The 25,784-nt window shown below is 38.9% G+C and carries 23 protein-coding genes and 1 tRNA gene; 19 read left to right on the top strand and 5 right to left on the bottom strand.

What is annotated here, in order from left to right; translation table 11 throughout:
- The first annotated feature begins 19 nt into the window (after positions 1-19).
- From DWW43_RS08985 to DWW43_RS08960, 6 genes are all read left to right on the top strand, one after another.
- The gene (locus tag DWW43_RS08985) at positions 20-1,426 is read left to right on the top strand and encodes an oxaloacetate decarboxylase subunit alpha (RefSeq protein ID WP_008400767.1); all 1,407 of its coding nucleotides are present in this window, start codon (positions 20-22) and stop codon (positions 1,424-1,426) included.
- A 171-nt stretch (positions 1,427-1,597) separates the two neighbouring features.
- Positions 1,598-2,980, top strand: coding sequence for a potassium transporter TrkG (locus DWW43_RS08980; RefSeq protein WP_008400769.1), 1,383 nt, complete (start codon positions 1,598-1,600; stop codon positions 2,978-2,980).
- Positions 2,981-2,990: 10 nt separating this feature from the next.
- A complete protein-coding gene (locus DWW43_RS08975) occupies positions 2,991-3,638 on the top strand; it encodes a TrkA family potassium uptake protein (protein ID WP_044944946.1) in 648 nt (215 codons plus the stop codon).
- Positions 3,635-4,885, top strand: coding sequence for an NAD(P)/FAD-dependent oxidoreductase (locus DWW43_RS08970; RefSeq protein ID WP_008400771.1), 1,251 nt, complete (start codon positions 3,635-3,637; stop codon positions 4,883-4,885). The genes DWW43_RS08975 and DWW43_RS08970 overlap by 4 nt, the downstream gene beginning before the upstream one ends.
- 26 nt (positions 4,886-4,911) lie before the next feature.
- On the top strand, positions 4,912-5,565 hold the full coding sequence (cmk, locus tag DWW43_RS08965) for a (d)CMP kinase (RefSeq protein WP_165853049.1): 654 nt from the start codon (positions 4,912-4,914) through the stop codon (positions 5,563-5,565).
- A gap of 20 nt (positions 5,566-5,585) precedes the next feature.
- Positions 5,586-7,538 (top strand): bifunctional 4-hydroxy-3-methylbut-2-enyl diphosphate reductase/30S ribosomal protein S1, encoded by a 1,953-nt coding sequence (locus DWW43_RS08960; protein WP_008400773.1) that lies wholly within the window; start codon positions 5,586-5,588, stop codon positions 7,536-7,538.
- A 150-nt stretch (positions 7,539-7,688) separates the two neighbouring features.
- Here DWW43_RS08960 and DWW43_RS08955 read toward each other — a convergent pair whose 3' ends face one another.
- Positions 7,689-8,753: a ribonuclease H-like domain-containing protein gene (locus DWW43_RS08955; protein WP_119963343.1), complete on the bottom strand. Its 1,065-nt coding sequence runs from the start codon at positions 8,751-8,753 to the stop codon at positions 7,689-7,691.
- A 210-nt stretch (positions 8,754-8,963) separates the two neighbouring features.
- Here DWW43_RS08955 and ruvA point away from each other — a divergent pair, with 210 nt between their 5' ends.
- The 8 genes from ruvA to DWW43_RS08915 all read left to right on the top strand — a co-directional run bounded on the left by ruvA (position 8,964) and on the right by DWW43_RS08915 (position 17,855).
- Complete coding sequence (ruvA, locus tag DWW43_RS08950; RefSeq protein ID WP_119963342.1) at positions 8,964-9,566, top strand: Holliday junction branch migration protein RuvA; 603 nt, start codon at positions 8,964-8,966, stop codon at positions 9,564-9,566.
- Between the two features lie 18 nt (positions 9,567-9,584).
- Positions 9,585-10,586 (top strand): Holliday junction branch migration DNA helicase RuvB, encoded by a 1,002-nt coding sequence (gene ruvB, locus DWW43_RS08945; RefSeq protein ID WP_044945030.1) that lies wholly within the window; start codon positions 9,585-9,587, stop codon positions 10,584-10,586.
- A 100-nt stretch (positions 10,587-10,686) separates the two neighbouring features.
- The gene (locus DWW43_RS08940; protein WP_008400777.1) at positions 10,687-11,088 is read left to right on the top strand and encodes a cell division protein ZapA; all 402 of its coding nucleotides are present in this window, start codon (positions 10,687-10,689) and stop codon (positions 11,086-11,088) included.
- The gene (locus tag DWW43_RS08935; RefSeq protein ID WP_119963341.1) at positions 11,078-13,459 is read left to right on the top strand and encodes a U32 family peptidase; all 2,382 of its coding nucleotides are present in this window, start codon (positions 11,078-11,080) and stop codon (positions 13,457-13,459) included. Before DWW43_RS08940 ends, DWW43_RS08935 begins: the two co-directional genes overlap by 11 nt.
- Positions 13,459-14,844 (top strand): FtsW/RodA/SpoVE family cell cycle protein, encoded by a 1,386-nt coding sequence (locus DWW43_RS08930; protein ID WP_119963340.1) that lies wholly within the window; start codon positions 13,459-13,461, stop codon positions 14,842-14,844. The genes DWW43_RS08935 and DWW43_RS08930 overlap by 1 nt, the downstream gene beginning before the upstream one ends.
- Positions 14,786-16,267, top strand: coding sequence for a penicillin-binding transpeptidase domain-containing protein (locus DWW43_RS08925; RefSeq protein ID WP_243104447.1), 1,482 nt, complete (start codon positions 14,786-14,788; stop codon positions 16,265-16,267). The genes DWW43_RS08930 and DWW43_RS08925 overlap by 59 nt, the downstream gene beginning before the upstream one ends.
- Positions 16,268-16,411: 144 nt before the next feature.
- Positions 16,412-16,864: an NUDIX domain-containing protein gene (locus DWW43_RS08920; protein WP_008400781.1), complete on the top strand. Its 453-nt coding sequence runs from the start codon at positions 16,412-16,414 to the stop codon at positions 16,862-16,864.
- A 100-nt stretch (positions 16,865-16,964) separates the two neighbouring features.
- Positions 16,965-17,855, top strand: a complete 891-nt coding sequence (locus DWW43_RS08915) for a class B sortase (RefSeq protein ID WP_243104445.1) — start codon at positions 16,965-16,967, stop codon at positions 17,853-17,855.
- Positions 17,856-18,092: 237 nt separating this feature from the next.
- Here the strand turns inward: DWW43_RS08915 and DWW43_RS08910 are convergent.
- A tRNA-Leu gene (locus DWW43_RS08910) sits at positions 18,093-18,176 on the bottom strand.
- A 76-nt stretch (positions 18,177-18,252) separates the two neighbouring features.
- Here DWW43_RS08910 and DWW43_RS08905 point away from each other — a divergent pair.
- Positions 18,253-18,474 carry a hypothetical protein gene (locus tag DWW43_RS08905; protein WP_243104444.1) on the top strand — a complete coding sequence of 74 codons (222 nt, stop codon included), beginning with the start codon at positions 18,253-18,255 and terminating at the stop codon, positions 18,472-18,474.
- 7 nt (positions 18,475-18,481) lie between these two features.
- On the opposite strand, the gene sigE is transcribed toward DWW43_RS08905, so the two are convergent.
- Positions 18,482-19,219: an RNA polymerase sporulation sigma factor SigE gene (sigE, locus tag DWW43_RS08900; RefSeq protein ID WP_008400784.1), complete on the bottom strand. Its 738-nt coding sequence runs from the start codon at positions 19,217-19,219 to the stop codon at positions 18,482-18,484.
- A 762-nt stretch (positions 19,220-19,981) separates the two neighbouring features.
- On the opposite strand from sigE, the gene DWW43_RS08890 reads away from it, so the two are divergent.
- A complete protein-coding gene (locus tag DWW43_RS08890) occupies positions 19,982-21,679 on the top strand; it encodes a S8 family peptidase (protein WP_119963338.1) in 1,698 nt (565 codons plus the stop codon).
- Positions 21,680-21,727: 48 nt separating this feature from the next.
- Here DWW43_RS08890 and DWW43_RS08885 read toward each other — a convergent pair whose 3' ends face one another.
- Together DWW43_RS08885 and DWW43_RS08880 are read right to left on the bottom strand one after the other, a co-directional pair.
- Entirely contained in the window at positions 21,728-22,105 is a 378-nt protein-coding gene (locus tag DWW43_RS08885) for a metal-dependent transcriptional regulator (protein WP_119963337.1), read from the bottom strand.
- 79 nt (positions 22,106-22,184) lie between these two features.
- Complete coding sequence (locus tag DWW43_RS08880; protein WP_008400788.1) at positions 22,185-22,331, bottom strand: FeoB-associated Cys-rich membrane protein; 147 nt, start codon at positions 22,329-22,331, stop codon at positions 22,185-22,187.
- A gap of 261 nt (positions 22,332-22,592) precedes the next feature.
- Between DWW43_RS08880 and DWW43_RS08875 the strand changes: the two genes are divergently transcribed.
- The 3 genes from DWW43_RS08875 to DWW43_RS08865 all read left to right on the top strand — a co-directional run bounded on the left by DWW43_RS08875 (position 22,593) and on the right by DWW43_RS08865 (position 25,775).
- A complete protein-coding gene (locus DWW43_RS08875; protein ID WP_117807586.1) occupies positions 22,593-22,805 on the top strand; it encodes a FeoA family protein in 213 nt (70 codons plus the stop codon).
- Between the two features lie 161 nt (positions 22,806-22,966).
- Positions 22,967-23,188 (top strand): ferrous iron transport protein A, encoded by a 222-nt coding sequence (locus tag DWW43_RS08870; RefSeq protein ID WP_008400791.1) that lies wholly within the window; start codon positions 22,967-22,969, stop codon positions 23,186-23,188.
- A 97-nt stretch (positions 23,189-23,285) separates the two neighbouring features.
- Complete coding sequence (locus tag DWW43_RS08865) at positions 23,286-25,775, top strand: ferrous iron transporter B (RefSeq protein WP_119963336.1); 2,490 nt, start codon at positions 23,286-23,288, stop codon at positions 25,773-25,775.
- The last annotated feature ends 9 nt before the right edge of the window (positions 25,776-25,784 follow it).

Genomic DNA, 25,784 nt, shown 5'->3' with positions numbered 1-25,784 from the left:
TATATTCAGGAGGTTCGAAATGGCAGAAAAGAAACCGGTTAAGATTACCGAAACTGTATTACGTGATGCGCATCAGTCACTGATCGCTACCCGTATGACAACAGAACAGATGCTTCCAATCATCGATAAGATGGATAAGGTTGGATATCATTCTGTTGAGTGCTGGGGTGGTGCTACATTCGATGCATGTCTCAGATTCCTTAAGGAAGATCCATGGGAGAGACTTAGAAAATTAAGAGATGGTTTTAAGAATACAAAGCTTCAGATGTTATTCAGAGGCCAGAACATTCTTGGTTACCGTCATTATGCAGATGATGTGGTTGAGTATTTTGTTCAGAAGTCAATCGCAAATGGTATTGATATTATCAGAATTTTCGACTGCTTAAATGATATCAGAAACCTTGAAACTGCTGTTAAGGCATGTAATAAGGAAAAAGGTCATGCACAGGTTGCACTTTCCTATACATTAGGTGATGCTTATACACTTGATTACTGGAAAGATATGGCTAAGAGAATTGAGGATATGGGTGCAGATTCTATCTGTATCAAGGATATGGCAGGTCTTCTTGTTCCATATAAGGCAACCGAGCTTGTTCAGGCATTAAAGGAAGGTTCTTCCCTTCCAATCCAGCTTCATACACATTATACATCAGGTGTTGCTTCCATGACATATATGAAGGCTGTTGAAGCAGGATGTGATATCATCGATACAGCAATTTCACCATTAGCACTTGGTACAAGCCAGCCTGCAACAGAAGTTATGGCTAAGACATTTGAAGGCACACCATATGATCCTGGATTTGATCAGAACCTTCTCGCAGAGATCGCTGATTACTTCAGACCATTAAGAGAAGAGTGGATTAAGTCCGGCCTTCTGAATCCAAAGGTTCTTGGTGTTAATGTTAAGACATTATTATATCAGGTACCGGGTGGTATGTTATCAAACCTTGTATCACAGTTAAAGGAAATGAACGCAGAAGATAAGTTCGAACAGGTTCTGGAAGAAGTCCCTAGAGTTCGTAAAGACTTCGGTGAACCACCTCTTGTTACTCCATCCAGCCAGATCGTTGGTACTCAGGCTGTATTAAATGTTGTTACAGGCGAGAGATACAAGATGTGTACAAAAGAGGCAAAAGCACTGGTTGCCGGCGAGTATGGTCAGTCTGTAAAGCCTGTTGATCCGGAAGTTAGAAAGAAAGTAATCGGTGATCAGGAGCCTATCACATGTCGTCCTGCTGATCTTCTTGAAAACGAGCTTGGTAAGATCGAGAAGGAAATGATTCAGTACAAGGAACAGGATGAAGATGTATTAACATATGCATTGTTCCCACAGGTTGCTGTTGATTTCTTCAAGTTAAGAGAAGCAAAGAAGACAAAGGTTGATGCAACACTTGTAAACAAAGAGGATAAGGCATATCCGGTATAAGATTATAAAGTGTTATGTCGTTTGAAAAATGGCATATGCAGGTATACTATGGGAAGAGCAGACTGGTGGTATCCGGTCTGTATCTTCCCATGTTTATATCATGAATTTTGTTATCTGTCGGATAAGGCGGAGACAGGGGGATTGCATTGAGTAGAGGTCTATGGGTATATCATGAATAAGAAGAAATATGTGAACCGAAATTATCTTACAACAACAAGAATTATAGCATTGGGCTTTCTTATCACAGTTATTGTAGGAACGATATTATTATCATTGCCGATTGCATCTGCAAACGGAACATGGACAGATCTCCTGACGGCTGCGTTTACATCGACGACATCCGTATGTGTGACAGGTCTGGTAGTTGTTGATACATTTTCCTATTGGAGTTTGTTTGGTAAAGGTGTGATATTAATTTTGATCCAGATCGGCGGACTCGGAATCGTTTCGATCATCACACTGTTTATGTTGTTATTCAGAATGAAGATAACCTTGAAAAGTACAATGCTGTTGCAGGATGCATTTAATCTGAACAGTAAGCAAGGACTTTTGAAGTTTACGATAAAAGTAATAAAGGGAACGTTTCTGATCGAAGGAATTGGAGCATTTATTTACAGTTTTTATTATTGCAGAGAATACGGATTATTAAAGGGAATCTGGTTTTCAGTATTTCATGCCGTTTCAGCATTTTGTAATGCCGGTCTCGACATTATGGGTGCGGACAGTTTGATTCCTTACCATTCCAATCTTTTGATGATGCTGAATACTTCTTTTCTGATCATTATGGGTGGAATCGGATTTATTGTATGGTGGGATACGGTTGAAGCGTTTCGAAGAATCCGTACAAAGAAATGCAGTATCCGGTCGGCATGGAATGGTGTTCATTTACAGACGAAGATCGCAATTTTTATGACATTGCTGTTATTGATCGGTGGTACAGTTGTTATCTATTTCCTTGAACGCTCTAATCCGGACACTCTTGGTAATTTATCCGAAAAAGACCGGATATTAAATGCTTTTTTTCAGTCGGTAACACTTCGTACGGCAGGATTTGCGGCTGTACCACAGGCAGCACTTCGACCGGTAACGGCTTTCTTCGGGGCGTTACTTATGATGATCGGCGGTTCGCCGGTTGGAACAGCTGGAGGAATGAAGACCGTAACCATTGCAGTTATTTTCTTTACATTTGCTGCCATGATCAGAAATCATGAGGATACGGAGGTCTTCAAGAGAAATATTCCGGTATCCGTTGTAAAAAAAGCAGTTGCAATTGTATTCTTAAGTATGAGTACAATATTTATAATGACGATATTATTGATGGCGACCAATGATGTGAATCTGCTGGATGCCTTGTTTGAGGTTGCAAGTGCTGTCTGTACAGTTGGATTATCCAGAAATCTGACGCCTGTTTTGAATACGGCAGGACAGATCATCATTATGATCTGTATGTATATCGGACGAGTTGGACCGATATCTATGGTGGTAGCATTTAATACACAGAACGGAAAACATCGGCTTCTTCATTATCCGGAAGAAGATGTGATCGTTGGATAAGGAGGAAAGTATGAAAAAATCATTTGCGGTAGTAGGGCTTGGGCGATTTGGAACAAATGTTGCCCTCACTTTGATGGAATCCGGTGCGCAGGTTCTGGCGATCGACAGTAATCCTGAATGTGTGAAGCGGATTTCATCACAGGTTACCTGTGCGGTGACGATCAATGTATGCGAGACAGAGAGTCTGAAAGAAGCAGGACTTGAGAATATGGATGGTGTTGTAGTTGCAATGGGTGATAATCTGGAAGCCAGTGCAATGACGATCATAACAGCAAAAGAACTGGGTGTTCCATATATTCTTGCTAAATCGAATAACGATGAAGCAGCAAAGATCCTGTCCAAGATCGGAGCGGATAAAGTTATCTATCCGGAAAAGGATGCCGGAATTAATGTTGCAAAAAAGCTCTTATGTAGCAATTTTCTGGAATTCTTTGAGATTTCGGATAACATCAATGTAGCAGAGATCTCGGTTCGACCGGAATGGGTCGGCAAGACATTAAAAGAACTTGATTTCAGAAGAAGTTATAATATGAATATCATTCTGGTAAAGGAAGACGGACGTTCGATTGACCATATCACCCCGGAGCTACAGTTAAAAGAAAGCTACAGACTGTTAGTGACTATATCGAATGAAGGTTTAAAGAGGATGATGCAATGAAAAAAATAATAGTAGTCGGTGGTGGTGCGGCCGGCATGATGGCTGCGATCACAGCTGCGGAAAATGGCTGCGAGGTTGTATTATTTGAAAAGAATGATCGCCTTGGAAAGAAGTTATTCATTACAGGTAAGGGGAGATGCAACCTGACAAATGCAGGGGATGCAGACCGCTTTTTTCAGTCGGTGACAACAAACAGTAAATTCATGTACAGTCCGTTTTATACCTTTGATAATCAGATGACGATTGATTTCTTTGAGAAACTTGGACTAAAGACAAAGGTAGAACGCGGAGATCGTGTATTTCCGGTCAGCGATCATTCATCTGACGTGATCGGAGTATTAAAAACGAAATTAAACCGAAATCAGGAGATCATAGTAGAACTACAGACGGAAGTTCAGAAGCTTATTATAGAAGATCAGGTAGTAAAAGGCGTACAGATCAAGACGGCACATGGAAAGAAAGATGTGTATGGAGATGCAGTCGTCATAACAACCGGCGGGATATCGTATCCGCTTACCGGATCAACCGGAGACGGATATCGGTTTGCCGAGAGCGCAGGGCACACGATCAAAGAGCTTTTACCATCACTTGTTCCATTTGAATTAAAGGATGAATTCTGCAAAGAACTTATGGGACTATCGTTAAAAAATGTAGAGCTTGTGATTAAATGTGGAAAGAAGTGTCTGTTTGAAGAACAGGGAGAGCTGTTGTTTACACATTTTGGCATCAGCGGTCCTCTGGTAATAAAGGCATCGGCATATCTTCATAAATATCTGGATAAGGATTTAAGCATGTATATCGATCTGAAGCCTGCGATGACAGAAGAAATGCTGGATGATCGTATCCTTCGGGATTTTAGCAAATATGCTAATAAAGATTTTCATAATTCACTTGGTGATCTGCTTCCGGTCAAACTGATCGATGTAGTCATAAAACGTTCAGGAATCGATCCGTATAAGAAGGTGAATTCAATCACAAAGGAAGAACGAAAGAATTTAGTAACCGTACTCAAACAGTTTACACTTTCGTTCCGGGGACTTCGCGGTTTTGAAGAGGCAATCATTACAAAAGGCGGCGTCAACGTAAAGGAGGTTGTTCCGTCAACAATGCAATCAAAACTTGTAGATCATCTGTATTTTGCAGGCGAGGTTTTGGATGTAGATGCACTGACAGGTGGATTTAATCTGCAGATCGCATGGTCAACCGGATATCTGGCGGGACTTGCATGTTCAGAAGGTAGTAACTAAAGTAAATGGATAAAAGGAGAGAAAAAATGAATATAGCAATTGACGGACCTGCAGGAGCAGGAAAAAGTACAATAGCAAAATTGGTAGCAGGAAAACTCGGATATATCTATGTAGATACCGGAGCGATGTATCGTGCAGTTGCACTTGCATTATTGAATGCAAAGACAGATGTAACGGATGCAGATGCAGTGGCCGAAGAGATCGCAGGGATCGAGATCACAATCTGTTATGAAGATCATGCACAGCAGGTATACCTGAATGGCGAGAATGTAACCGGAAGTCTCAGAAAAGAAGAGGTGGGTAACATGGCATCCAGATCATCTGCAATCCCATGTGTAAGAGAAAAGCTGTTAGATCTTCAGAGAAAGCTTGCAAGAGAAAATGATGTCGTTATGGATGGACGAGATATCGGTACGAACATTCTTCCAAATGCAGAAGTAAAAATCTATCTGACCGCTTCTTCCGCAGTTCGTGCAAAGAGAAGATATGATGAACTGACAGCCAAGGGAGAAACACCGGATATCAATAAAATCGAAACAGACATTATCACAAGGGACAAACAAGACATGGAACGTCCGATTGCACCACTGAGGCAGGCAGAGGATGCTGTATATCTTGACAGTTCAGATATGAGTATCGATGAGGTTGTAGCTAAGATCATCAGCATTGCAGAAAAATAAAACCGGAGTATGGACAAAATATGGAAATTATATTAGCAAAGTCGGCAGGATTCTGCTTTGGTGTACAGCGAGCCGTTGATACAGCGTATAAAGAAGCAGGGAAACAGCATGTATATACTTATGGTCCGATCATTCATAATGAAGAAGTGATCGAAGACCTGAGGAAAAAAGGAATATTGGTGATCGATGATCTTGCCGAACTTGATCAACAGAAAGATGCAACGGTTATTATCCGGTCACATGGAGTATCGAAAGATGTTATGGATCAGTTGGAAGCCAGACATGTCAACGTGGTAGATGCGACCTGCCCGTTTGTAAAAAAAATCCATACGATCGCACAGGATGAGAGCAAAAAAGGAAACCGTATTATCATAGTTGGTAACAGGGATCATCCGGAAGTCGAGGGTATTATTGGCTGGTGTGAGACGAAAGCATATACAGTACAGAGCGTTTCAGAGGCAGAAGATTTGGTGAAAAATATAGAAAATGAGCCGAATTTTGAGCAAATTAACTTTAGTTTAGTATCACAGACCACCTTTAATAAGAATAAATTTAAAGATATTGTTGATATTATTCGAAAAAAATTGTATAATGTGTTTGTTCATGAGACAATCTGTAATGCAACGGCAGTTCGACAGACGGAAGCAAGGAACATTGCAAAGACTGTAGATGCCATGATCGTTATAGGTGGTCGAAATAGTTCTAATACTCAGAAGCTATATGATATTAGTAAACAAGAATGTGAGAATACTTACTATATACAGACACTCGTTGATTTGGATTTGACTACTTTTGAATCCGTTAGTAGGGTAGGTATTACTGCGGGGGCATCTACCCCAAATTATATTATTAAGGAGGTTCATAGTAGCATGGCAGAGTTAAGTTTTGAACAGATGTTAGAAAATGATGAAAGCAAGGCGTCAATCAGACAGGGAGAGATTATCGATGGAACAATTATCGGTGTTAAGCCGGATGAGATCGTAGTTGATATCAAGTATAAGTCAGATGGTATCATTACCAGAAATGAATATACAAATACTCCAAACGCTGATTTAACAGAGTTGGTAAAAGTTGGGGATCCAATCACTGTTAAGGTTATCAAGACAAATGATGGCGAAGGACAGGTTGCTCTTTCATACAAGAGAGTTGCAGCAGAGAAAGTAAACGAGAAATTAGAAGAAGCATTTAATAATGGTGACATCCTTACAGGTAAGGTTGTTCAGGTTGTAAATGGTGGTTTAAATGTTCTTTACGAAGAGACAAGAATCTTCATTCCAGCAAGTCTTGTATCTGACTTATATGAAAAGAACCTTGATAAGTACTTAGACCAGGATATCGAATTCCAGCTTACAGAGTTCAATCCTAAGAAGAGAAGAATCATTGGTAACAGAAAGAAACTGATCGTTGAGAGAAAAGCTGCAGCTGCAAAAGAATTATTCGAAAAGATTGAAGTTGGCATGACAGTAGAAGGTACAGTAAAGAATGTAACAGATTTCGGTGCGTTCATTGATCTCGGTGGTGCTGATGGACTTCTTCATATTTCAGAGATGTCATGGGGCAGAGTAGAAAGTCCTAAGAAGATGTTCAAGGTTGGTGACACTGTTAAGGCATTCATTAAGGACATCAATGGTGACAAGATTGCGTTAAGCTTAAAGTTTGATGAGACAAATCCATGGTTAAATGCAGAAGAGAAATATGCTGTTGGAACAGTTGTAACAGGTAAGATCGCACGTATGACTGACTTTGGTGCATTCGTTGAATTAGAGCCGGGCGTTGACGCATTACTTCATGTTTCACAGATTTCATATGATCATGTTGCAAAACCGGAAGATGTATATAAGATTGGTGATGAGATCGAAGCTAAGGTTGTTGATTTCAAACCGGAAGAGAAGAAGATCAGCCTGAGCGTAAAGGCATTACTTCCGGCTCCGGAGGAAACAGAGGAAGTTGAAGAAGCTCCTGTAGAAGAATAATCAAAGATTATTTCTTATAAAATGTAAAAATACCCACTGATGAAATTTCATCAGTGGGTATTTTACTGTTTTATGTATATTATATTTTGCCTATAACCTTGCTCTTATTCCGCATTCTTGCAATTTCCGCTTTTGCAGTATGTCCCGGAACTATTTGATCTGCTTTAAAATATTGAGGAGATATTCTTTTAACTGTATCCTGTCATTGATGAAAGCATCATCCAGTTCGATGTATCCGTCTTTATCGGTATGTTCGTATTTGAATATATGAGGCATTTTAAATTTGTTCTGTCGGATGAATACACTTGACTTTGTTGTGTATGCAGTTTCCGGGCGGGCTTTTTCTTTATAGGCGTTTTCTACATAACAGGCAACATCCTTGTGGATGGCAGTCTGTTCTAATGGCAGATAGAAATAATTCTTATAGTCCTTATAAAAATATTTCAGTGTATCATGGATAGCCGGAATATTGATCGTCACGATTTCATCTTTGCCTGAAATATGTATATCATTGCAGTTGGTATCAAATGGAATCGCAAGTTTTCTTGTCTGTATACAGATCATAAGCTGTGTATCGGTGCAGGTGGTTTCCGATATCTCAAAGTCGCCATCAAAGAAAGAAGTAAGGGTAAGTGCACCTGATACATAAAACAAGCCATAGATATCATCCTTATTATGAGACAGAAGCATATCCAGTAGTTGCGTATCCTTTGTACTTAGGTAGTCATGATATGTATCGATCAGAAGGCCACCTGAGTGAAATTCATCCCGTTCTATTCCCATAACAGATTCCAGGGCGGATTGTTTCATTGAATCCATCCGGAGCAGCTTTTTATATTTTCTTATTTTACGGTATACATCAATACTGATAATTGAATCGAAGGATATCTCTTGTCGGAACTGTCTGTATTTTTCCTTTATATATGGAAGATCGAAGGTATCACCATTATATGTAACAAGATATTTGTAGTCAGACAATATATCTTTAAATGCAGCGAGTATCTTTGGTTCGGAACAGCCATCATCATTGAATAATAAAGTGATGCGAAGCTGTTCATTATTTAAAATCGTTCCATATCCGATCAGATAGAGATCTGATCGGGCAGCACCTAATCCGGTTGTCTCGATGTCGAAGAACAGATATTGATCCGACGTTTCTTTCATCCAGTTCAGGTTAACCGAAGAAAGCGGCATGGTATAGCTATATTGAATCATAGTGTTTAACCTCAAATGTAAAATATATCATGTAATTTAGATTGAAAATTAAATTAGTTTTATAGTAGTAATTTAAAATACATCCTTATATGTAAAAAATCAATCGAATAATTTCATGATATGCCCCTGCGGTCAAAAAATCAATCAGATATTTCCATAACGAGAAAACTGTGTTATACTTGGCATAGTAAAATTCGGAGACATATCATTATGATAGCATATATTGCAGGAGCACTTGTTAGTGCAGGAGAGAATTATATAGTAATCGATAACCACGGAATGGGGTATTGTATCTTCGTATCCGGTAAGTTCCTTGAGCGAATTCCGGCATATGGAACGCAGATTAAAGTATACACACATATGTATATAAGAGAAGATGAATTGACATTATATGGGTTTCATTCTGAAGAGGAATTATCTGTATTCCGTATTCTGATCGGAATCAGCGGGGTAGGTCCGAAGGTCGCTATGGCGATCCTTACAGCTCTTACGATCCAGGAGCTTCAGCTCGCGGTGATCTCAGAGGATGCAAAGACGATATCAAAAGCAAATGGTGTCGGCACCAAGGGTGCATCAAGGATCATACTGGAATTAAAAGATAAGTTAAAGATGGAAGATATGATGGATGCAGCCTATGAGCAGTCGATCGCACAGAATACACAGGATGTAAATGCAGCAAGGGATGCGATCCTTGCACTTGTAAATCTTGGATATTCGAATTCGGAAGCAGCACTTGCCGTAAAAAAGATCGGCGATATCGGACAGATGGACACAGAAGCTATATTAAAGGCAGCATTGAAGAAATTAATATAAAAACGGATACAGGTGGACATAGTGGGCAGAATTATTTCAACAGAAGCAGATATAGAAGAATTAAATAGCGAATACAGTCTGAGACCAAAGTATCTGGATGAATATATTGGACAGAATAAAGTAAAAGAGAATCTGAAGATTTTTATAGAGGCGGCAAAGAGAAGAAATGAACCCTTAGATCATTTGCTTTTATATGGTCCGCCGGGACTTGGTAAAACGACACTAGCATCTATTGTCGCAAATGAGATGGGTGTCAATATCAAGATCACATCCGGACCGGCAATCGAGAAGCCGGGTGAACTTGCGGCTATTTTAAATAATCTCTCAGAAAATGATATACTATTTATTGATGAGATTCACAGATTAAACAGTCAGGTAGAGGAAGTCTTATATCCTGCAATGGAAGATTTTGCGATCGATGTTGTGATCGGTAAAGGAGCAGGAGCAAGATCGATCCGTCTGGATCTTCCCAAATTCACATTGATCGGTGCAACGACAAGAGCCGGTATGCTGACAGCACCGCTTCGTGATCGTTTTGGAATGGTAGATCGATTAGAGTTCTATTCACCGGAGGAATTGAAGCAGATTGTAATTCGTTCCGGAGATGTGCTTGGTGTAGAAACAGATGATGCAGGAGCCCTTGAGATTGCAAAGCGTTCCAGAGGAACCCCAAGACTTGCCAACCGTCTGTTAAAGAGATGTCGGGATTTTGCTCAGGTGTGCCACAATGGCTGTATCGATTATGAGGTCGCAAAGACTGCACTCGATAAGCTTGAGGTTGATTCTATGGGGCTTGATAATACAGACCGGAATATTTTGATGACAATGATAGAAAAGTTTGGAGGCGGACCGGTAGGACTTGATACTCTGGCTGCAGCCATCGGCGAAGATTCCGGAACGATAGAAGATGTATATGAACCATATCTTATTAAAAACGGTTTTATTAACCGGACTCCAAGAGGTCGGGTTGTGACCGAGCGGTGTTATAAGCATTTCGGACTGGATGCATTTATCGAATAGGAAATATATTAGTAGAATAACGAAAAATAAATACCTGCATGATATGCACGGATATAACAAATATAAAAGAAATAAAATGAATATATAAAGGAGGAGAGTTATGTCACAGAAAAATGATATCCCGGTGGTTATTAACAATAAAGTGTATACATTGAGCGGATTTGAAAGTGAAGAATATCTCCAGAATGTAGCGTCTTATATCAATGGTAAGATTCAGGAGTGTCAGTCTTCCGAAAGTTATCGCCGTTTTAATGCGGAATATCAGAGTGTATTACTTGCACTTAATATCGCAGATGATTATTTCAAAGCGAAGCTTCAGGTGAATCAGATGCTGACGGAGGATGATGACAAGGACAAGCAGATCTATGATCTCAGACATGAAGTGATCGAAACACAGATTAAGTATGAATCTGCGCAAAAGATGATTGACGAATACAAAGAAAAAGTCAACGCTTTGCAGAGAGAAATAATTAAGTTGGAAGCAGAAAATAATGTTAAATAGACCTGAGATTTTAGCTCCGGCAGGCTCGATGGAATCATTGAAAGCTGCAGTAAATGCAGGTGCAGATGCATGTTATGCCGGAGGCGATATGTTCAGTGCTCGTGCATTTGCGGGAAATTTTGATACAACAGAATTACTGGAAGCAATTGATTACTGCCATATTCATAATGTGAAGTTATATATGGCAGTTAATACTTTGCTTAAAAATAGTGAAATGAAAGATCTGATTCCTTACCTTGACCCTTTTTACAGGGAAGGTGTAGATGGGATTATTGTACAGGATGTTGGTGTTATAAGAAGTCTTTCAAAAGCATATCCTGATCTGCCTTTACATGGAAGTACGCAGATGAGTGTATGCAGTACTTACGGGGCAGAATTTCTTAAAAATCTGGGCATGACAAGATTTGTTCCTGCAAGGGAATTATCATTAAATGAAATAAAATCTATAAAAGAAGCAGTTGATATCGAGATAGAGACCTTTGTACATGGGGCGATGTGCTTTTGTTATTCCGGAAAATGCCTGATGAGCAGTTTTGCAGGCGGCAGAAGCGGCAATCGTGGACGTTGCGCACAACCTTGCAGAAAGGCTTATAACAGCAAACAATTTAATCATGAATATGCACTCAGCATGAAGGACATGTGTACACTTGCAAGCTTGCCACAGCTGATTGAGGCGGGTATTGACTCTTTTAAGATTGAAGGCAGAATGAAGAAACCGGAATATGTGGCTGCAGCGGTTCATGCATATTCAGAGATTACAGATGAATGTATAAACGGACATTTGAATGAGAAGCGGATCGCATATCATACAGACAGGCTAATGGATATCTATAATCGGGGCGGTTTTTCATCCGGTTATTATTATATGAAGAACGGAAAAGAAATGCTTGCGAACAAGCGCCCGAATCATACCGGAACTTTAATCGGTAAAGTAGAAGCGGTGGAAGCACCATTTGTCTATATTCGTCTGGAACGTGGAATTCAGGCAAAAGATGTCTTGGAGATCCGTACCGGTACAGAACAGAATATTGAACTGACGTCCAATGTAACTGCACAGGCAGGACAGAAGATTCGACTGAATGCGAATAATCTCCGGCAGATTCGAAAAGATATGCATGTATACCGGACAAGAAACAATGCGCTGATCGAAGATATCGGTGTACGTTTTATACAGAAAGAAAAACAGACGGATATTTATGGAAAGGTAACAGCAAAAATCGGAGAGCCGATCACTTTGGAGCTGTTTTCAGGTGTGGACGATATCTCGGTAAAAGTTAAAGGAGAATGTGTATCACAGGCTGCAAAACGTCCGGTTGAGGTGACGCAGATCATAGATAAGCTGTCAAAAACAGGAGGAACCGGTTTTAACTTTTATCTGGAATCAGAATGCGATGAGAATATCTTTATATCTCTTGGAAGTCTGAATGTATTAAGGCGGGAAGCTGTTCGCCGGTTGGAGCAGGCGCTGATCGGACGATATAGACGAAGGGTATCAGATGAGATGAAACCACTATATAACAGTCGGGAAGATATCAAGCGAAAGAATGAGATGAAAACCGATCTTAAAAGAGCTGCAGGTTGCTATGTGTCTGTAAAAACAATGGAACAATTTCAAATTGTTAATAATTATGAATTTGTACGTCATATCATTATCGATTATAATATAATACGTGAAGCAGAAGTCGGGAAGATGAACAGTGAGAAGAAGATTTATGTGGCGTTTCCTGATATCTTACGTGAAAACAAAAAGCATAACATGAAGGATCTTTATTTTCTGGCCGGAATGACAGATGGAATCTATGTAAAAAATATAGATGAACTGGGACTTCTTAAAGAAAACGGATATAAGGGAACTGTTCTGTTAGATTCTTTCCTGTATGCTTATAATGATGAAGCAATTCGCTTCTATAAGGATACATTTGATAATGTAATATTCGTGGGCTCGGTGGAACTGACTCATCATGAATTAGAAAGTCTTTGTACCGGTACGGTAGAACGGTTATACGGATATCAGCCGGTAATGATCACGGCACAGTGCTTTATCAATAATTATCTGGATGGTTGCGGTTATAACAGAAGCAAGCGTTTTTCGTTCCGGGATGAAAAGGGTAATCGCTTTTTCAGTGTAAATAATTGCAGAGATTGTTATTCAATTATCTATAACGGCGTACCGACAGATAATGTGAAGCAGTTGACAAATAACAGAAATACTGATATAACCAATGAATATTTGATTGATTTTACGATTGAATCCGTAGATCAGACGAAAAAGGTCATGGATCGATTGGAAAAGATTCAGACCGGTGAAACTGATATAGAATCGGATGAGTTAGATTATACAAGAGGACATTATATAAAGGGTATTGAATAATGACAACAATAATTACTGAAATTTCAAAATACTTGATTATATTTTTTATGCTTTTATATACAGTTAAATGTTTTACGGTCTTGAAGCCTGTAAGAGAAGATAAAAAAAATCATGCACTTAATGTACAGATTTTCTATGTATTTATCATACATTTTCTGTGTTATCTGACCCTGTTTTTAAAATATAAAACAGTCAGTATTATTATTTTTTATCTGTTACAGATGATCGTATCCATTGTATATATGGTGTCTTATCACGGAATATATAAGAAATCATCCAGATTGATCACAAATAACATGTCATTTTTACTTCTGATCGGATATGTTATGCTGACTAGACTGGATTTTGATCTGGCAAAAAAGCAGTTTGCTTTCGCTACGATCACATTAGTTATTACTGCATTTATTCCGCTTGTTATTGTCAAATGCAAGAATCTTAAGAACTGGGATATTTTTTATGCAGTATTAGGAATCGGTTTCCTAAGTACGGTCTTTATTCCGTTTCTTGGAGTATCCAAATATGGTTCTACGAACTGGATCCAGATAGGATCGATCTCTTTGCAGCCGATGGAATTTGTTAAAATAATATTTGTATTTTTCCTTGCAAGTGCGCTTAATAAAGCGAGGAGTTTTAAGGATTTGATAAAGGTCACGGTTGTATCCGGATTATTTATGCTGGTGCTTGTTGCAGAAAAGGATCTTGGTGGTGCGGCTATCTTTGTTATGATCTTTATCATGATGGTATATCTTGCAACACAGAAGACGATGATCCTGATTGGAGGACTTGGCGGCGCGGCGGTTCTTGCAACTGTAGGATATATGATATTTAAGAACAAATTCAGTCATGTGACAACCCGAATCAATGCATGGTTAGATCCATTTTCTTATATTAATGATGCAGGTTATCAGATTTGTCAGTCGTTATTCGCCATTGGATCGGGTGGAATGGAAGGACGCGGTCTGGGAAAAGGTTTACCGACTGCGATACCGGTTGCATCCAGTGATTTTATTTTTTCAGCAATCTGTGAGGAGTTCGGTGTAATCTTTGCACTTTGTCTGATCCTTATGTATATCAGTTGTTTTATTTATTTTATTAATATCTCAATGAAGATAAGAAATACTTTTTATAAAAATGTAGCATTTGGATTTACAATATGTTTTATATTCCAGACATTTTTAAATATTGGCGGTGTAACGAAGTTTATTCCTTCTACCGGTGTAACACTTCCGCTTGTCAGTTATGGTGTAAGTTCGGTAGTGAGCACATTATTCCTGTTTGGTATTATTCAGGGAATCTGTGTACTTGAAAATAATGGAGTTGGTGGCAATGAAGAACAAACGATCTACAAACAAAGCAATCATGAAGAAGTATTCTCAGGGGAGTAGAGAAGAAATCGAAAAAAAGAAAAATGATAAAAAGAACGTTCCTGTACTTATAGTGACATATTTTGTTGTCTTTATCTTTATCGGAATGATGGCGCATCTGATCAAATATGTAATCGTGGATTCAGATTCTGATATCGCAAATTCCTACAATAAAAGACAGAACCTGTATGCGGAGACAGTTATCAAAGGACAGATTATTTCGGATGATGGTGTTGTTCTTGCGGAGACAAAGACAGATGACGATGGAAATGAAACAAGAGTTTATCCGTACAGCAATATGTTCGCCCATGCAGTCGGATATGACAGCAATGGTCAGGCAGGACTTGAGATGGCATCAAATTATTATCTGCTGACCTCGAATCAGAATATCCTATATCGTGTGTACCATGCATTATCAAATAAAAAGAACATGGGAAATAATGTTATAACTACATTAGATTATGATCTTCAGAGTACAGCTTATAATGCACTGGGAAGCAATGATGGCGCGATTGTTGCGATAGAGCCGTCTACCGGTAAGATCAAGGTGATGGTTTCCAAACCGGATTTTGACCCAAACCAGATTTCATCTGTTATAGAAGAAACAGCAAATTCAGATAGTTCGTGCCTGTTAAATCGCGCAACACAGGGAATGTATCCACCGGGATCTACATTTAAGATACTTACAACCCTTGAATATATCAGGGAAAATCCAAATTACAAATCATATTCTTATGAATGTGAGGGTGAGGGAATCTTTAACAGTGTATCCATACATTGTTATAATCATAAAGTGCATGGAACGGTGGATCTGGAACAGTCACTTGCATATTCCTGTAATACTTCATTTTCCAATATAGGTACAAAGCTTGATATGGATGCTTTAAACAAGCTATGTGAGGATTTTCTGTATAATAAAGGACTCCCGTATGACGGATATTATTATAAATCCAGCTATTCACTGACATCAAAGACAGATAAATCTCTGATTCCTCAGACTGTGATCGGGCAGGGAAAGACATTGATTACGCCGCTTCACAATGCGATGATCATGTGTACGATCGCAAATGGCGGTGTTCTTATGAAGCCGTATATGATGGATCGAATTGAGAATTGTGACGGAAGCGTTGTAAAGAAATTCTCTAAGAGCTCTTATGGCAGGATCATTTCCGCAAAAGAGGCACAGACATTAACGGATCTTATGCGGTCTGTTACGGACTATGGAACAGCTTCTGATTATTTTTCAGGCGCAGATTATACGGTAGCCGGCAAAACGGGAACAGCGGAATTTAATGAAAATAAGGACTCCCATTCCTGGTTTATCGGGTTTTCAAATATTAACAATCCTGATCTGGTTGTCTGCGTTCTGGTGGAGAATGCGAGTAATACAGGAACTTCGGCGACGTCCATAGCCAGAAAGATATTTGATGCATATTATGATTAATCAGCTTGAAATAATGCAGTAATACTGATATACTTATAACCAATTAAGGGCTGGCAGATGTAAGTCGGTTCAGAGTTTTATTCGTAGTCGAATGTGAGTAGAACTTGAAGCATTTACAACACCGAAAAGACAGGAGGATTTGCTGTGATCGAAGCAACAAGCTGCGGAGGTGTGGTAATCTTCAGAGGAAAAGTATTATTACTGTACAAAAACTACAAAAACAAATATGAAGGATGGGTTCTCCCGAAGGGTACAGTTGAAAAAGGTGAAGAGCATAACCAGACTGCACTCAGAGAAGTAAAAGAGGAGACAGGTGTTAGCGCATCTATTATTAAGTATGTAGGAAAAAGCAATTATACATTTAATACTGCTTTTGATGTGGTAAACAAGGATGTACACTGGTATCTGATGATGGCGGACAGCTATTACAGCAAACCGCAGCGTGAAGAATATTTTGTGGATTCCGGTTACTACAAGTATCATGAAGCCTACCACCTTCTGAAGTTTCCGAACGAAAAGGATATTCTGGAACAGGCATATGCAGAGTATGTAGAACTGAAACGGAATAATCTTTGGGGAAGCAGAAAGTATTTTTAAGGTTTAAAATCTGACTGTTTATTTAGAAATAGTCAGATTTTTACTTTATAATAATAAATTACAGTTGTATAAAAATTACATAAGGAGGATTTCGATTCGAATGAAAGAATCAAAAGAAAAGGCAGACATGGATAAGAGACAGCCGGATCAGAATTCAGATTATGATGATTCGTTAAAAAATATGAAAAAAAAGAATGGATTATTTTTAAATATCATACTTGTGCTGTGTATTCTGGTCTTCCTTGGCTGCGGCGGTTATCTGGGTATCTATTTTTATACGAATTATAAAGCGGAGACAGCGTTTTCGGCTATTAAGGAAACGGTAGAAGATGGTGACTGCACAGATGATAAAGGAGAACCTGTCTATGTAACAGTACAGAAGAAGCAGGTTTATAAAAAATATGCTTCGGTATATGAGGAGAATCCTGATTTTATCGGTTGGCTCTATATCTATGGAACGAGGATCGATTATCCGGTTATGTATACGCCGAATGACGAGGAGTATTATATTCACAGAAACTTTAATGGAGAATACAGTGCGGCAGGTACTTTATTTGCAGCGGCAAACTGCAGCCCGACAGGTGAAGTATCTGATAATGTTATCCTGTATGGTCACAATATGAAAGCCGGAAGCATGTTTCACGATCTGTTAAAATATGAGGATGAATATTTCTATAAGGAACATAAGACGATCATTTTTGATACTTTAGATGGACCGGGTACTTATACCGTGATTGCAGCCTTTTATACAAAGGCATATCCGGAAGATGATACAGAGCATTATAATATATATAGTTTTATTAATGCCGAATCGGAAACAGCATTTGATGATTATGTAAGCCGCGCAAAAGTAAATACACCATATACAATAGAAGAAACAGCTTCTTATGGTGATCACCTGCTGACATTATCAACCTGTGCATATCATACAGATAATGGACGGTTTGTAGTCGTTGCAAAGAAGATTGATAACAGCAGCCGCTTACAGTAACAGGGACAGCGCACCGATAGGATACGAAATTACATTTGCAGAGCAGCTTAAGTCTCATATAAATAAAAAGCCACCAAATCTGGTGGACAAAAGGTGGGCAAACATATTGCATTAAGGGGCAATTTAGGGGCAAAATGTTACATTTAATTGCATATGTGATACAATATGAAGCGCCTAGAAACGGCTTAAAACCTAGCTTTTTTCAATTATATTCATAGTTGGGAAAAATTTAGAAAGTGCCGGCAGCGGGACTTGAACCCGCACGATGTTGCCACCAACAGATTTTGAGTCTGCCTCGTCTGCCAATTCCGACATGCCGGCGTTTGTGAACCTTTGTAATAGTAACACATGGTAAAAACAGTGTCAATAATTATTTCCTGAAATGAGGTATGAAACAATGATGAAACGTAATATAAAACAACAGTTGAACGCGAAGCTTACGGAAATGAATATGAATCTTGCCAATAACTATAAAGATCTGGCTCATGATGCTTTAAAGGAACTGGATCGGATGGTAGAGGATTTTAAAGCATCCGGTGATCTGAAAGAAAAAGATTATCAGAAGATGCGCCGGATGGTAGACGATTATAAGAGAAAGTTGGCTGATTACCATCATTAAGATGGTGTCAGCTCATTTTCATAATCTCTTTTTTCAATTTCTTTATTATCTTTTTCTCTAATCTTGAGATATAGGACTGGCTGATCCCTAAAAGATCGGCCACCTCTTTCTGGGTACGTTCTATCCCATTGATAGTATTAATACCATAGCGCAGTTCTATAATAGTTCGTTCCCTTTCCGACAGATGTGAGACGGCGGTCTCCAATAAAGAATGATCCATCTCGGTTTCCATATTTCGATAGACGGTATCCTCATCCGTGCCGAGAATATCGGATAACAGTAATTCGTTGCCATCCCAGTCAACATTTAGCGGTTCGTCGATGGATATCTCCATACGAAGCTTGCTGTTTCTGCGCAGATACATAAGGATTTCATTTTCGATACATCTGGAGGCGTATGTTGCCAGTTTAATATTTTTATCACATTTAAAGGTATTGATAGCTTTGATCAGACCAATCGTACCGATCGAGATCAGATCTTCCACACCGATTCCGGTGTTGTCAAATTTCTTTGCAATATAAACTACAAGACGGAGATTTCGTTCAATCAGTATTTTTTTGATTTCTTGATCGTCGCCGTTTCCAAGACCTGCAACCATTGCACTTTCTTCATAAGGTTCAAGAGGAGCCGGCAGTACATCACAGCCGCCTATGTAATGGACATCCTTTCGGGATACAGGTAATAAAGTCATAATATTTGAAACCACTGAAAATTTAAAATCGTTATTTGCTAATGTATTTATCATTTTTTCTTACCTTTCTCAAATATGCTGAATTTAATAATATGCATTTGGACATATGACTGATTTGTAAAGTATGCCTGCTAAGCCCGATCAATGGTCGGTTTCGAATCAGCCGATTGTTAATAAAGAAGAAATCACAGTCGAAAGCAAGCATTAGGTCCGATTCAGAACTGATTGTCCGGTATGGAACCAGATGGATGCCTTCCGGCATTGATAAAGCTGATTTTCGATCGAAAGACTGGGTGCCGTTTGTGTAGTCATATACAATGTAATGGTATTGTCTGGGCAAAAGATCATACATGATCTCAGGGGATGCAATGACGACGTGTTTTCCTGTTGAAATGTCTTTTAAGGTATTTCCGGTATCCATAAAGCCATTTGCCTGTATTGTCTGATGTTTTCTGCCTATAAATAAATTAAAAAAATAGTTCATATGATTTACTTTCTTTTATTTTGCAAATGCAATTATATATACATACAGGGAAATATTTCGTCGTATTAGGGAATTTGAAAACAAGGAATCCCGACTGTATATGACAAATGTGGATAAATATAGGATGAAATACCTGTTTTTTAGACTGAAAATCTTATTTTTGTGTATAAATCTGTTGATAATGTGGAAAAGTTCTAACTTTATTTATATTTTTCGATGTTTTCAAACAATTAACAACATTTTACAAAATGATTTGAATATTCTAAATTGCTGTAAAAAAACATATGATTAACAGATAAAGATTATACCTGAAAACAGGGTGGAAGTTGAAAATGGAAAATAATATTGATACGCAATTGGAGCTTGCGATATCGACAAGAAATACATACAACGAGAGCGAGGCAGAGCTGTATATCGGATACAGTTCCGAGAAGAATACATGGCAGCTTTTGATTCGATATAATGATGATATATCTGATCTGGTGGAACGGTATCGGATGCAGATATATTATCTGTTGGCAGGCTATGCGATTATTGAGATTTCAGAAGCATATTTGAATGCATTTGCAGCAGATCCCAGAATTATCTATATAGATAAACCGAAAAGTGTGGAACAGCAGGTGTCTTATGCTCAGTATGCATCCTGTCTGTCCGGAACTTTCATCAATAATTACGGCCTGGATGGTGACGGAACAATCTTTGCGATTATTGATTCGGGAATTGATTATAGACATAATGAATTTGTCAGGAATGGAAAAAGCAGAATTTTATCTTTTTGGGATCAGCAGGCGGTATATCAGGATACATATGCAAATACTTATAAGCTGGGACGTATTTATACAAATGAAGAATTGAATTCAATACTGGATGGAAGTTATGCAGGAATTCTTCCATCTGAGGATCGTTCCGGGCACGGAACACAGGTTGCGGCTATTGCGGCCGGTACGAATATTGGCGTTGCTCCTCAGACAGAGCTTTTGGTTGTAAAGATCGGAAGCGATACCGCATCTAAGCTCCCAACTACACTTGGTCTTATCCTTGGAATTGACTATGCAATTCGGACGGGAATCGAAATGAATCGACCGATATCGATAAATCTCAGTTATGGAAATAATTACGGCTCCCATAAAGGTGATTCGCTGCTTGAAAATTATATCAACGATGTGTCCAGATTTGCTATCTGCTCAATATCGACGGGAACAGGAAATGATGCGATCAACCGAAGGCATCAGCGTGTAATTCTCGGAAATACTTCATATCGTATGATTGATCTGCTTGTAAGCGACTATGTAGCTTCATTTAATCTTCAGTTATGGAAAAATTATAATGACCGCTTTGATATTGTGATCATTGCGCCAAACGGAGACATCATACTGACCTTAAGTGAGTCGCAAAACATCGGAACAGGATCCTATCGAAACACTTTTGTAAAAGGAATCTATGGAACGCCAAATCCGTATAACCGTAATCAGGAAATATTTGTATCATTTCAAGGACAGAAAAATTATATAGATAAAGGGCAGTGGAAGGTCTTGATTCACCCGAAGCAAATTGTTAGTGGGGTGATAGATGCCTATCTGCCGATTCGGGCAAGTCTTACAGGAAATGTGGAATTCCTGAATCCAACAGAATTTGGGACACTTACGATTCCCGCTACTGCCGAAGGGCTGATTACGGTAGCGGCTTATGATCAGAATGTGGATGATTTTGCATATTTTTCAGGAAGAGGTTATACGGCAAATGACAGGATCAAACCGGATCTTGCTGCACCCGGTGTGGATATTTACACTGCATATCCGGGAAATGATTATTCCTTTGCATCGGGAACATCTATGGCTGTTCCGTTTGTATCCGGATCTGCATGCTTGCTGATGCAGTGGGGAATTGTAAACGGAAACGATCCGTTTCTGTATGGAGAAAAGCTGAAGGCTTCGTTGATCCGCGGAGCAAAAAGGATAAAATCAGCGAGAGAGTATCCAAACATATATATCGGTTGGGGAACTTTATGTGTAGAAAATTCTATCCGTTAGAAATGTGAGCCGTAAGGAACACATAAAAAGAGCCAGTCACTAGAAAAGCTAGTGATTGGCTCCGCTTAATACATGATTTTTAATTGCTTTAAAGCTTTCTTTGCTGATCACATGCTCGATCTTGCAGGCATCGGCAGATGCAATATCGGGATCAACACCAAGTTGTATAAGCCAGGCAGAGAGAAGTTCATGTCGTTCATATATCATTTCAGCAATTTCTTTTCCTGAATCGGTGAGTGAAATAAACCCTGCATCACTCATCGTTATGTAGTTGTTCTCACGAAGATTCTTCATAGCAACACTGATGCTTGATTTCTTATAACCAAGTTCGTTTGAGATATCAACCGAACGGACAACAGGCAACTTCTTGCTTAATACCAATATTGTTTCCAGATAGTTTTCAACTGATTCATTCGTTGTTAACATAGCTTTACCCCATTAAAAATTTATTTACAAAAAATTATATCACAAACCGGAATAAGGTTCAAATGAAAGAAAGATAAAACTAATGGCATCCGTGACAATTGTTACAGTTTCCTCCGCACTGAACAGATTTTCCGGATTTTTTATCTTTTACCATTGAACGGATCGCAAGTACGCACACAAGTATAATAATAGCAGCAACAATAATAGTACCTATATATTTCTCCATAATAATCCAACCTTTCAATTTTATAATCGTAATTAGTTTAAACTAACCACATGAAAATGTCAAGCATAATAAATAAATTTGCATTTTAAGAATATAGCTTTGTTATATACGACTAAGATACGTTACAAGCTTCTAAATGATGTTATTTTTTTCTAAAAAATGTTATTGACTTCTAATGAGGGTTAGTATATACTAACGATGAAATTTGAAACAGCATATTGCTTAATGATAAATTTATACGATTATGAAAGAAGATGGAATATGATGCCTTTAACTTTTATGAATATTGGAGAAACAAAGACCATTACCAAAGTTGGTGGAAAAAATGAAACAAGACAGTTTCTTGAGAAGCTTGGTTTTGTCGTAGGTGGAGAAGTAACAGTTGTTTCAGAGATAAACGGTAATATGATCGTAAATGTAAAAGATTCCAGAGTTGCCATCGGAAAAGATATGGCAGCCAAAATTATGGTATAAGTATGCCGAAAAAACAGAAATATAAGTATTTGCACATTGGTATCTGCCGGTGCAATTGTTTATATACACAAATGTATAAGAAGAAAAGCCGTCACAGAATCCGGTCTGAATATGTGGAGACTTTCTTATATGTATAAAGAAAAAAGAAGGAGCGAAATGGTATGAAGACATTAAGAGAGGTTGCCGTCGGTCAGACAGTTAAGGTAACAAAACTTGTTGGCGAAGGGCCTGTAAAGAGACGTATCATGGATATGGGAATCACAAAAGGTGTAGAAATCTATGTCAGAAAAGTTGCGCCGCTTGGTGATCCGGTTGAAGTAACAGTACGTGGTTATGAGCTTTCTTTAAGAAAAGCAGATGCCGAAATGATCGTTGTTGAATAAATGTGTGGATCGTACCGATCCTACATACAACGAAGCAGATGATTTACTTATTTGATGAATCATAGAAAATGACAGACAAAAAGGAAGGAGCATAAAAATGTCAGTTAAAATAGCGTTGGCAGGTAATCCAAACAGTGGAAAGACAACATTATTTAACGCACTTACAGGTTCAAACCAGTATGTAGGTAACTGGCCTGGTGTTACAGTAGAGAAAAAAGAAGGAAAATTAAAGGGTCACAAAGATATTATCATCACTGACCTTCCCGGTATTTATTCACTTTCTCCATATACATTAGAGGAAGTTGTTGCCAGAAATTATCTGATCAAGGAATATCCGGATGCGATCATCAATATTATTGATGGTACGAACATCGAAAGAAACCTGTACTTATCAACACAGTTGATCGAGCTGGGAATCCCGGTTATCATGGCAGTTAACATGATGGATCTTGTAAAGAAGAATGGTGACAAGATCGATATCAAGAACCTGAGCAATGCACTTGGATGCGAGGTTGTAGAGATCTCTGCATTAAAGGGTACAGGAATTGATGAAGTAAAAGAAAAAGCAGTTGCGGCAGCACAGAAGAAAGTACAGAATAAGCGTGTACATAGCTTCGATCAGGCTGTTGAAGACGCAATCGACAGCGTAAGTGCAAAGCTTACAGTTGAAGAAAGAAAGAAGAGATTCTTTGCGATCAAGCTTCTTGAAAAAGACACAAAGATTGCAGAGCAGATGGACAGTGTTCCGGATTGTAAAGATGAGATCAAAGCACTGGAAGACAAATTTGATGATGATACAGAGAGTATTATCACCAGTGAGAGATATGCATATATCTCATCTATCATCGGAAAATGTGTGAAGAAGAATACAAAGGGCGAAAAGCTTACAACCTCAGATAAGATTGATAAGATCGTTACAAACCGTATCCTTGCACTTCCGATTTTCATCATTGTAATGTGGCTGGTTTATTATATTGCGATGTCAACAGTCGGTGCATGGTGCACAGACTGGACAAATGATAATCTGTTTGGTGATGGTTTCCATTTATTTGGTATCGGAACCAAAGATTATGAAGAGGCATCCGGTGATTACGATGCAGCTACAAATGCACTTGATGCATATGGCGTACTTGTAGCAGATGATGAAGATGCAATAGATGTTGACGCAACAAAGGCAGCTATCGAAGCAAATACAAATACAGAAGCAAGTGTTAAGTATCAGATGGAAGATGAAGAAACTCTTGATACTTACGATATCGATGTATATTATTCAGAAGTACCTGCCGGTGCAAAAAAAGATAAGACAAATGCTATGTCTTATTTAGATGCAGTAGAATACTTCAACAAGACAGAAATGGCAGAGATCGATCCTGCTGATTATGGTGTGTTCGTTCCGTCTATTCCTGATCTTGCGGAAAGAGGTCTTGACAAGATCGGATGTGCAGACTGGTTAAAGGGACTGATCCTTGACGGTATTATCGCCGGTGTTGGTGCTGTACTTGGTTTTGTACCTCAGATGCTTGTATTGTTCATCTTACTTGCAATTCTTGAGTACTGTGGCTACATGGCACGTATCGCATTCATCATGGATCGTATCTTCAGAAAATTCGGCCTTTCAGGAAAGTCCTTCATTCCTATTCTTGTAGGTGTAGGTTGTGGTGTTCCTGGTATAATGGCATCTCGTACAATTGAAAATGAAAAAGATCGTCGTATGACAGTTATGACAACAACATTTATTCCTTGTGGTGCTAAGGTTCCGTTTATCGCTATGATCGCAGGTGCGATTTTCGGTGGATCTTCACTGGTTGCTACAAGTGCTTACTTTATCGGTATTGCAGCAATTATCTGTTCCGGTATTATCTTAAAGAAGACAAAGATGTTCGCAGGAGATCCTGCTCCATTCGTTATGGAGTTACCTCCTTACCATATCCCGACAATCGGTTCTGTATTAAGAAGTATGTGGGAGCGTGGCTGGTCATTCATTAAGAAGGCCGGTACCATCATCCTCCTCTCAACAATCCTTGTATGGTTCACAACATACTTCGGTATTCTGGATGGTAAATTCCAGATGCTTTCAGAAGATCAGATCGACCACAGTATCTTAGCTAAGATCGGTGGAGCAATCTGCTGGATCTTTAAGCCACAGGGATGGGGCGACTGGCAGGCAACTGTTGCATCTATTACAGGCCTTGTTGCTAAGGAAAACATCGTTGGTACTATGGGTATCCTTTATGGTGGTGGGGAAGGCACTGTATACAGCGAGCTTGCAAAAGCATTCACAACAGCAAGTGGTTTCTCATTCCTCGTATTCAACTTACTCTGTGCTCCATGTTTCGCAGCAATGGGTGCTATTAAGAGAGAGATGAACAGTGCAAAATGGTTCTGGTTTGCAATCGGATATCAGTGTGGTTTCGCATACCTTGTATCCCTTGTTGTTTACAGAATTGCAGGACTCTTCACAGGTGCATGCTCATTCGGTATCGGCACTGTTGTAGCAATCCTGATCATCGTTGCTTTCTTCTTCCTGTTATTCCGTCCGGATCCAAACAAGAAGGTCAAGACAAGCAAAGAATTCTTAAATGCATAATTATAAAGG

Origin of the sequence: Clostridium sp. AF15-41, assembly GCF_003604095.1 — a bacterium.
Classification (GTDB): domain Bacteria; phylum Bacillota; class Clostridia; order Lachnospirales; family Lachnospiraceae; genus Coprococcus.
The sequence above is the reverse complement of the archived record's forward strand: the minus strand, read 5'-3'. Positions and strand labels throughout refer to the sequence as shown.